8 protein-coding genes are annotated in these 9,543 nt (G+C 59.3%); 3 read left to right on the forward strand and 5 right to left on the reverse strand.

Going from position 1 to position 9,543, the window contains the following annotated elements; all coding sequences use genetic code 11:
* Together EOA23_RS35825 and EOA23_RS27650 are read left to right on the forward strand one after the other, a co-directional pair.
* Nucleotides 1-193: hypothetical protein (locus EOA23_RS35825; RefSeq protein WP_189341728.1), on the forward strand; the 193-nt coding region annotated here is incomplete at its 5' end.
* A 155-nt stretch (nucleotides 194-348) separates the two neighbouring features.
* Nucleotides 349-1,284 (forward strand): hypothetical protein, encoded by a 936-nt coding sequence (locus EOA23_RS27650; protein WP_127306480.1) that lies wholly within the window; start codon nucleotides 349-351, stop codon nucleotides 1,282-1,284.
* Between the two features lie 204 nt (nucleotides 1,285-1,488).
* Here EOA23_RS27650 and EOA23_RS27655 read toward each other — a convergent pair whose 3' ends face one another.
* The 5 genes from EOA23_RS27655 to EOA23_RS27670 all read right to left on the reverse strand — a co-directional run bounded on the left by EOA23_RS27655 (nucleotide 1,489) and on the right by EOA23_RS27670 (nucleotide 8,102).
* Nucleotides 1,489-2,745, reverse strand: a complete 1,257-nt coding sequence (locus EOA23_RS27655) for an outer membrane beta-barrel protein (RefSeq protein WP_127306484.1) — start codon at nucleotides 2,743-2,745, stop codon at nucleotides 1,489-1,491.
* A 291-nt stretch (nucleotides 2,746-3,036) separates the two neighbouring features.
* Nucleotides 3,037-3,198, reverse strand: a complete 162-nt coding sequence (locus tag EOA23_RS35830; protein WP_189341729.1) for a hypothetical protein — start codon at nucleotides 3,196-3,198, stop codon at nucleotides 3,037-3,039.
* 53 nt (nucleotides 3,199-3,251) lie between these two features.
* Nucleotides 3,252-4,055, reverse strand: coding sequence for a hypothetical protein (locus EOA23_RS27660; RefSeq protein ID WP_127306481.1), 804 nt, complete (start codon nucleotides 4,053-4,055; stop codon nucleotides 3,252-3,254).
* 457 nt (nucleotides 4,056-4,512) lie between these two features.
* Entirely contained in the window at nucleotides 4,513-6,288 is a 1,776-nt protein-coding gene (locus tag EOA23_RS27665) for an ATP-dependent helicase (RefSeq protein ID WP_127306482.1), read from the reverse strand.
* Nucleotides 6,285-8,102 (reverse strand): ATP-dependent endonuclease, encoded by a 1,818-nt coding sequence (locus EOA23_RS27670; protein ID WP_127306483.1) that lies wholly within the window; start codon nucleotides 8,100-8,102, stop codon nucleotides 6,285-6,287. The genes EOA23_RS27665 and EOA23_RS27670 overlap by 4 nt, the downstream gene beginning before the upstream one ends.
* 443 nt (nucleotides 8,103-8,545) lie before the next feature.
* On the opposite strand from EOA23_RS27670, the gene EOA23_RS27675 reads away from it, so the two are divergent.
* A partial coding sequence (locus EOA23_RS27675) for a LacI family DNA-binding transcriptional regulator (RefSeq protein WP_145966499.1) occupies nucleotides 8,546-9,543 on the forward strand: 998 nt, incomplete at its 3' end.

Here is a 9,543-nt window from a genome sequence, read left to right on the forward strand (position 1 = left end):
CGGCAAGAAGGTCTACGAGGTCCTGCCGGACGGCGATGTGCAGACGGTCGGAGCGGCCGGCTACACGATCGTCGGCACCTCGGGCCACGACCAGACGGATCTCGACTTCGCCAACTTCGAGAAGTTCGACATCTCGGGCACGAAGTACACCGAATCACCGGCAACGGCATCACGGCCGACGACACCGGCCTAGGCGGCGTCACCATCTTCATCGACAAGGACGGCAGCGGCACCCTGAATGCCGGCGATCTGTCGACGACCACGGCAGGCGACGGCACCTGGTCCTTCAGCGATCTCGACTATTCGGTCGCCGGCAAGAAGGTCTACGAGGTCCTGCCGGACGGCGATGTGCAGACGGTCGGAGCGGCCGGCTACACGATCGTCGGCACCTCGGGCCACGACCAGACGGATCTCGACTTCGCCAACTTCGAGAAGTTCTCGGTCTCGGGCACCAAGTACGAGGACCTGACCGGCAACGGCAAGACCGGCGACGACATTCCATGGTCGCACGATCCTGTGACCATCTACATCGACATCAACGACAACCACGTGTTTGACGCCGGCGACCTTTCGACGACGACGGGGGCCGGCGGTGCCTGGTCGATCGGCGGTCTCACGCTGGACGATGTCGGCAAGAGCATCTACGAAGTGGTGCCGGACGGCTCCGAGCAGACCGGCATCCTCGTGCAGACGGTCGACAACCCCGGCAGCGGCGGCGTTGACATCGGCAACGACTTCACCAACTTCCTGCCACCGCCGGGCCAAGGCTTGACGCCTGGCTTCTGGAAGAACCACATCGATATCTTGAATCAGGAGCTGGGCGAGTACCATTCGGGCTGGACCTCCAAGACCTCCTTTGAGGAGATCTTCGAGTTCCAGAACCTCAACATTATCTCTGGAAATCCCTCGATCGCGGATGCGTTGGCAGCCAAGGGTGGCGGCATCCATCACCTCGAACGCTCCTCGGCGGCGGCGTATCTCTCCGCTGCCGTCACCGCCGTGCCCGACGGCCTCGGCGGTAAACCGGAGCTCAATTTCAGCTTCTCCGCGGCGACCAGTTCGGATCCGGCCATCATCTCCATTCTCAATCTGATCGATGCGAACCACGATCACACGCTGCAACCGATCGAGGTGGCTGGTGCGGTGCGGGACGTCCTTAACGACACCAACGCCCCGACCTCCAACTTCGGCGAGACCGGTCAACCCGGGATCAACGATGTCGCCAACGCCTTCGATGCGATGAACAACCAGCTGCATCCGGACGCTAGCGTCTTCCTCGTCTAACAAGCTGCGCGCTGACCTCGCGCAAACAGCGATGGGGGGCACCTTGCCCCCCCAATTGTTCTGCGTCGTTGCCGGGCAAATGGCGCGGTCGATCAGTCCGCCGCCGGTAAGCTGGCGGGCGACGCGCAGGTTCTGCCGGGACAATATGAAAAGAAAAGCCCGCCAAGTCGGCGGGCTTCCTTTGCTCTGGCTGGAGGCCTTTGCTTAGTTGAACTTGTACTTGGCGTCGATGCGCACGGTGTGGAAGGACGGCGTCGAGGTCACAAGCCCGCTCGGGATCGGGAATTCGTCCGAAAAATCTTCCTTGGCGAACTGCGAGTAGCGGTATTCGATGCCGACGGTCATCTTGTCCGACACAGCCGTTTCCAGGCCCGCGCCGACCGAGAAGCCGCTGGAGCCCCAATCGACGTCGAGCGGTGCCGGAGCATCGAGCTTGAAGTGCTGCCAGCTGTAGCCGGCGAGCGCGTAGGCCAGCGTCGCTTCGTTGACCTTCATGCCGATGCGGCCGAGCACGTCGAAACCATAATCGGTGTTGAGACTGATCGAATCGACACCGCCACCCAGAAGCCCGCCCAGCTCGAGCTTCGACTTGATGCCGGAGAGGCGCGCGTCCACGAGTCCGCCAACCACCCAGCTGCCCATGTCCTGGTCGTAGCCGATGCTGGCCTCGCCGAACACGCCTTCGCCGCCCAGGCCGTTGACCTCCACATCAGCCGGCGGAACTTCGATCTGATGCACCACCGCGCCGGCGCCGAGTCCGCCGCCGACATAGAAGCCGGTCCAGTTGTAGGAAGGCGTCTCGAAGCTGGCCGCGCCGCCGTCATTGGCGTTGAAGCGGTAGCTGGCGGCCACTTCGAAGGTGTGGCGCGAGGTGTCGAGATTGAGCGCGCCATCCGGCAGCCCAAACTGGGAAAGCAGATTGTCCTTGGTGCCGAAGCGGGTGTAGCGATACTCGCCCTTCAGCGTCCAGTTGCTGCTTATCGCAGTTTCGACACCGGCGCCGACGAAATAGCCGCCCTGGTCCCAATCCATGCCGAAGCCGGCATTGGTGTCGAGCTTGTACTTCTGCCAGGCATAGCCGCCCAGCACATAGCCCAGCGTGCTCGGCGTCAGCAGGTAACCGGCGCGAACGCCGACGTCGAAGCCGTAGGTTTCCTTGAGGTCGGCGCTGAGGCCGCCCAGGGCGCCCACATCAAGCGACGTCTTGATCGTGCCGACATGCGCGTCGATCAGGCCGCCAAGCAGGAAGCGCTGCGAGACCATATAGTCGTAGCCCACGGTCGCCTGGCCGTAGATGCCTTCGCCGCCGATGCCGTTGAGCGAGGCTCCCGGGAGGAAATCGCTGCTCAGCTTGTGCACATTGGCGCCGGCGCCGACGCCGAAACCGACATAGACACCGCTCCAGTTGAAGCCGGGAGCCGCCTGCTCCTGGACAACGTCGGCGGCATGCGCGGCCGACATCAAGGCAACGGCCGAAACAGCGCCCAGCAGAACGGATTTCGCGGAAACACGAAGAAGAAGCATAGCCCATAACCCCAATTTAAAACCGCCGCGTTTCTAGCAGGGGTTGTCGAGATTCGTAGTAGCAGAAATGCAACACTCGAGGACCGAACTGCCCAATTCCTGGGCAGCTTTCCGCAGGACTCGCGGCTTCCGGCAAAAATCCACCCAAAAAAGGTCAGTTTGGTTGTAGGGGCCGTGAGGCTGGTCGGATTTGCCACGGGACTCGATGGGCGAGGGACCTCGACATCGTCATCCCGAACGCCGCGCACGCTTGCCCTGCTCGGCGAGCCGCGTCTCCGGCGCTGAGCCCCGCGCGCCGGCCTCCGCAAAGCGGAACATGCCCACCGCGCCGGCAAGCGGGTGGGCGAGGCAGGTCTGCGAATCGTTGCCGGCGAGGGGGGCCATGCGCAATGGTCTCAAGCAGAAAGCGGGACGTGGAATCGATGGCGGTTCGTCCCGGGGAGTCAGGGGCTAGTCGACTCCTTCCATCGCTTCTCAGATACCCCGGGCAGAAGATCACCCGGCGCTACATCGAAGCTCATACGGCCAAGGTTAAAAGCGAAGTTAGATGCCCGAAGCCCTGCCCAAAATAAAGCCATGTCCTTGTCGGCCGTGCAAAGCATCACGTGCTCGTTGGGAAAGAGGGCAAATATATACATAAGGAGCTCGAGTGATCGAAGGTCCGCCAGAGCATTGTAGGTATTTGCTTCTGTATATTGCCTATCAAATTTGAGCAGACGCTTAGCGGGGCTCTTTCCGCCTGGCACGACCACGGTGCTTAGTGCTGCGATCACAACAAGCGACGTTCTTGGAACGCCACTGGCGTCAGCTGCGGCAAGGACGTCGTCCCATCGCGCCGGCACGTCCTTGCGACCGATCGGCGATTTAAGTTTCGGATTAAGACGCGCAAGGAAGTCGTGTTTGCGTGCCATGCCAGGCTGAGTATCCTGAAATAGCCCTAAGACGCCATTGAGACCTTGCGCATCCGCTGCAACCAAGATCGCTTTCGGAAGAGCCGACCGGAGCTTGGAAACCGCTTCGCTGAGATGCCGCTCGACCGTCTCCGAACTAGGATTTTGTCGGTCATCTCCTTCGAGAACGAAGAGCAAAGGATTGATGCGGATGGCGCTGTCGGCGAACAGATCGATGAAGTCACTCTCCGCCCCAGGTTTCGGCAGTCCGTTTCTTAACCGTTTGTTGAGTTCGTCCACCACGCACCGGTCTGGGAGCACGACGGAATTGTCCTCGAGGGCCATCGCCGAAGGCAACCATCCTCCTCTGACAAGGCCGACGGATTTAGATCTAAAGCGGCTCTCTAGCTTGGTACTAAAACGGCCGACCTGTCCGATCTCTAGCCCTTCGATGTTGCTGCTAACGACTCTGCCCTGTCCTCGGAGTGGAATATGCGGCGGTCCGTGAAGAATGGCGTTTTGCAGTTCGGCGTAGCCTAGAGGGTCAAATGAAACGTCAGAGAATGCTATTTCTCTGCCCGGGGAGCCGTCCCCACATGGCATCTCCTGTACTCTAAACATACCCTTGTTCCCTGTGGTCTGGGGAACGATTGTTCGAAGCGTCATCTTCGGCTTCCGTTGGCGATTTCTTGTGAGGTCAAAGCGACGATTATTTTTTGTAGGATCAACTTATGCTGATTCAGGTTCATGCTCGGCGTACGCGCCGGCGAAGTTGAGCGCCGTGATAGATTTGATAACATGTGTCACCCGACGCTCAGGGCGCGACCCCGGTATCCGAGCCCGTTTTGAGAAATCGCGTAGGCTGATTCCGGGAATTCGCACTATCGGTGACGTACATTAGAAATCGCTTCGCGCGGGTAACCCCCACATAGAACAGACGTTTAGCTTCGGCCAAGTCTTCGGCGGACTGAGCCTGGTAAAACGGAATCCTGCCTTCGTGTAGGTCGATCATCGCAACAGCTTCATATTCGCGTCCCTTCGAGTTGTGTAAGGTGACGAGCTTCAATGCGGCTTCCGGACTCGCGTAAACGCCTAAGTCCTCGATTGTTAAGTTATCCAAATCGACTTTATTGTTGCGCATATCGGATTTCATCTCTTCAACCGACATCGGGAACACGTTCCGCGAAGCTGGCGTGAGATAGCCCGCCTCAACCAATGTCTCGGCGAATGTTCGGGCGGCGGCCTCCAGCCAGGCGACCGCTCCGATCTGCGGGTGGTGCAGCTCGCGCGCGTGTCCAAGGAGGCGGAAGACCACTTTCCGCCCTTCGTATGAGTAGATATCAAAGAATGCGTGCCCGGTCACATCCAGCAACGTGTTAAATAGGGTCCGTTCGATCGATGGAATCGCTTCCGGCCTGGATTCCATCAAATAGCCGCAAGCCTGCTCGGCAAGCGGCGCAAACTGTCGATTGCGCCGATAGGGTCGTGCGCCTGGACCTACGATGCTGACCCCATACTCTCGCAAACGCCGTCCCAAAGGGAACAGCGAGAACCAGGTTGGCGCCAAAATGGCAGATTGTCCAAGGGGTATATCCAGCTCTTCGATAGCAGGCAGAAAATAATCGGTCAGAACGTTGAAGGCGGACGCCCCGTGCTTCCAGATCGGCTCTTGCGTATATCTCTTGCTCTTTCCTACTGACACCATTGTGGGTGCTCTGGCAAAAAGTAGGTTGGCATGTCTCACAATCGGCGGGCTGCACCGGAAGTTACCCGACAAATGCTTGTCCGTACGCGCCTCGATGCGCTTTGCAAATTGCTCGGCGAGATCTGGCCTGGCTCCTGCAAAGCGAAATATAGATTGGAACGGGTCGCCGACAAGCAGAAATCGGGTCCGCTTTGCTTCGGCAATCAGCGCGAGGATTTCAACCTGAAGGTCCGTTGTGTCCTGAAACTCATCCACAAGAATCCAGGCGAACTTCGCAGAGACGTAGTCGAGGATCTCTGGTCGCTTTCTAAGAAGGAGCAGCGCGTAGTAGATTATATTGGCAAAATCGACGAACCCGGCTTCGCGGATGCGCTTCCAGTAAGCTGAGGCAGCCGCTGGCGTAAGGGCACCACGTTCGATGCCTGCTCCAACAGGCTTCCCCTCGAGACTGACCCGGAGTTGCGTAAAGTCCTCGTAGTCCTTGAAGGTCAGGTTGTATCTATTGCTCTGGGCGCATACAGCCTTGACGTGCTCTTCAAACTCCGGACTTTCGGGCGTGAGCACCTTAAAGCCCTGCTTATAGCCGTTGATCAGATGGCAAAAAGGTCTGAAGATATGATTGAGACAGAACGAGTGGATTGTACAGATGTCGTAGTAAGTGTCGTCGCCGGGCTGGATGTGATGCCGCAAACGGGTCTCGATTTCCTGAACGGCGGCGTTGGTATAGGTTATGCACGCGACGGCGCGCGGGGTGTCGCGCACCTCTTCAATCACACGTGACAGCTTCGAAATAATCACGCGTGTTTTGCCGCTGCCCGGACAAGCCGTCAGCATCAAATCGTCATCGCAGCGGACGGCGTTTCTTTGCTCGTCCGTCAGACTCATGGCGCGATGAGCCAGTTCGCAGCATCGATGAGGTAGCTCGGCAAGACCGTAGCTTGATCGACATGCCTTGCGGTTATTTGAGCAAACCGAGCCTTCCCGAAGCGCTTGGCGGTGCTCAGCACTGCTGCTCTGAGGGGATTCAGAATGGCGGTGCGCGCCTTGTCATCTAGATCTTCATCCAAAAGTTCTTTCGCACCTTTGCGGAGCCGCTTTGCAACCTTTGGCGCCCCGATGTCGTCAGCTGCCCTGGCGAACATTTCCAGCGTCCCTTGGAAAACAAGGGCGCGTTCAAACGTCGTCTTGCAGGTAAAGACCCGCACATAGTCGCCTTCTAACGCCTTCAGGTTAGGGGGGGGCGGGAGCGCATCCTCGCCATCAATCTCCGGAATCGCGTCGCTCGGCTTTAGATCGCCGTCAGTGACGATCGCGCATCGCTTTGGAAGGCTTTTCGCAGAGAATAGTTTGGCGTAGACATCGAAATGAACGCCGTAAATTGGAATCACGGAAATTCCCACGCGATCGAGGTCGATATTCTTGACCTTCTTAAGGAGTGCAGGGATCAGGAAGAGTTCTGCTGGTCCCTCGACAAGCATGACTTTGCGCGCAAAGAGCAGGTTGGATCGCGTCGCATCCAGGTAGCGCTCTAGGTCAAGCATTGCATCTTCCTCCAAACCAGCATCGCTCGCCGGCGCGGCTGAAGCCGTAGCGGGTGCGCTAGTTTGAGTAAGGACCACGTAGGAGGCTAGGTCGGCACTTGCCGTTATATGCGTGCTGTGAGTCGTAAGGATTGACTGGAAGGGCAGCGCGCTCAGAGCCTTGTAGAGAGTCAGCTGCAGTTGCGGGTGCAGGTGAGCTTCCGGCTCCTCAAAGAGAATGATTTGTCCTGCGGATTTCTTCTGCGCGATACGCCTATGGAAATACTCGATCAGGATTGAGACGTACAGAATATTATTCAGGCCAAGCCCGTTAGACGAAGGGTCGAAATTCTCCATAGCGGTGTTCGTAAGCAAAATACGAAGAGCACGGACGATAGCCTGAAAGGATGGCTCCGCCAGACCAAGATCGATATCCAGGCTGAACGCCGGCCCGGTCACCTTCTTCAGAGATTCGTCAATGGCTTTGGCAATAGCGTCGATACTGGGGGCGTGGGCAATTTGGTCATTGGCCTTACGAAGTGCGTCGAGCAAAGTCTTCTGTTCAGCCAAATCGATCTCCATCGCATCGACTAGGCGAGCCAGCGGCGAATTTCGATGCTGGCGAAGGTCGCTCTCAACATCCCGGAGGGCCGGGAGAAAGACGACCAGGAATGATTGGAGGTCGCTAAACCGGATCGACGATCCCACATCATCTTTCCAGCTCAATTTCGCGGGATTGTAGGCCGGATCGCCGCCACCAACGATTTCCCACTGATAGTCCTCGCGCGTGAGTTGGCCCGGTTTGATGTCACCAGTTTCAAGGTCCTCGCGAATGCCAAGTTTTGGACGGTATCGGTAAATCAGGCGTGAGTAGCCCGGCTTGAATTGCCACGCGCCAACGAGCGCCTCCTCGTTTATCTTACCCTTGAAGTCGGTGATTTCGATGGCGACTAGGACTTGCTCCGGATGAGCGATATCAATTTTAGAGTGGATATCGCTCGGCAAGAGCGATCGATAGGCGGAAGATAGAGTCGCGTCCAAGCAGAGTCTCACCGCGTGGAGGAGATTCGACTTGCCTGTGTTGTTCTCGCCGATGACACATGTCGTGCCTTGGCCGACCGATACGTCTAGCAGCTCAAATGAACGAAAATTTCTGACAACGATACGGCTAATATACACAGCTACACATCCCCTCTACCCGAACTGAGAATCCGTTTCTGGATCACCCTGGTTTCTCACCTTAGTCCAGCGCAACGAGGCCTTCCAGGTAATTTAGCTATATTGACCCGTAAAGCCGCGTGAGACTTGCGTTGCGGCTAGCCTATGTCTCTACGTGGCAATTGGCCGGCTGACCTTCGCGAGAAATCAGCTTGGCACCCAGAACGACTATTGCGAGAAGCCGAACGACGGCTTTTGACCTATTCCCGTCACTTCGTGGGGCCATTCAGGAGTAGCCGCCTGTTAGGGCTATCTCCCCTTGCCAACCTCCCCGCCTTCCCCTACTCTCTCCCCCTGAGAAAACCTTTTCCCAGCCCGCTCTGCGCCCGCCTGACCTCACCCGTCACCACCGCCCAGGGCGGTAAGAGAAAACCTTTTCCCAACCAAGGGAATCCGCCGCGCCCATGTCCCTCGACCCCGAGCCAGCGCCAGTTTCCGCCAAGCCGCCGGTCACGCTGCGCGAGGTCGCGGCCGCGGCCGGCGTCAGCGTCGCCACGGCGTCCAAGGCGCTGAACGGGCAGGGGCGCATGACGGCGGAGACGCGCGAGCGCATCCGCGACACGGCACGGCAGCTCGGCTTCCGGCCGAACAGCCTGGCGCAGAGCCTGCTCAGGAAACGCTCCTTCACCGTCGGCCTGCTCACCAACGATACCTATGGCCGCTTCTCGCTGCCGCTGATGGCCGGTGTCTCGGATGCGCTGGTCGACAAGGGCGTGTCGGTGTTCCTGTGCAATGTCGAGGACGACCAGCGGCTCGGCCAGCTGCATGTTGAGGCCATGCTCGACAAGCGCGTCGACGGCATCGTCGCCACCGGAAAGCGCATCGACCGCCATCTGCCGGTGGACCTCTCCAATCTGCGCATTCCGGTCGTCTACGCTTTCACCCAGCCCGATCCCGGCGCTGTCGGCCTCGTTTCCGACGATGCCGGCGGCGCGCGGCTGGCGGTCGAGCATTTTCTGCGGCTTGGGCGCCGGCGCATCGCCCATGTGAGCGGCCCCGCGAGTTTTGCTGTGGTGCACGCGCGCGCCGAGGCTTATCGCGATGTCCTGAAGGAGAACGGCCTGGCCTTGCGCGAGCCGCTGCTCGGCGCCTGGTCGGAAGCCTGGGGCCACGAGGCAGTCGAAAAACTGTTCGGCGGCGCGAGTAGGGAAGGCTGGCCGGATGCCGTCTTCTGCGGCAACGACCAGATCGCCCGCGGCGTCATCGACGCGCTGCGCGAGCGCGGCATCCGCGTGCCAGAGGATGTCGGCGTCATCGGCTTCGACAATTGGCAGATCGTGGCCGAGGCGACGCGCCCGCCGCTCACCTCCGTCGACATGAATCTTTCGACGCTCGGCCGCGAGGCCGGGCTTGCCCTGCTTTCGCTCGTCGACGGCCAGCCGGCCGCGCCGGGCATCAGGAA

Source organism: Mesorhizobium sp. M2A.F.Ca.ET.042.01.1.1 (assembly GCF_003997405.1).
Taxonomy (GTDB): Bacteria; Pseudomonadota; Alphaproteobacteria; order Rhizobiales; family Rhizobiaceae; genus Mesorhizobium.

Excerpts from the sequence above, each read along its gene's own strand:
- EOA23_RS27655 (WP_127306484.1), bottom strand. The coding sequence starts at position 2,745 with ATGTCGGCCGCGCATGCCGCCGACGTTGTCCAGGAGCAGGCGGCTCCC.
- EOA23_RS27665 (WP_127306482.1), bottom strand. The coding sequence starts at position 6,288 with ATGAGTCTGACGGACGAGCAAAGAAACGCCGTCCGCTGCGATGACGAT.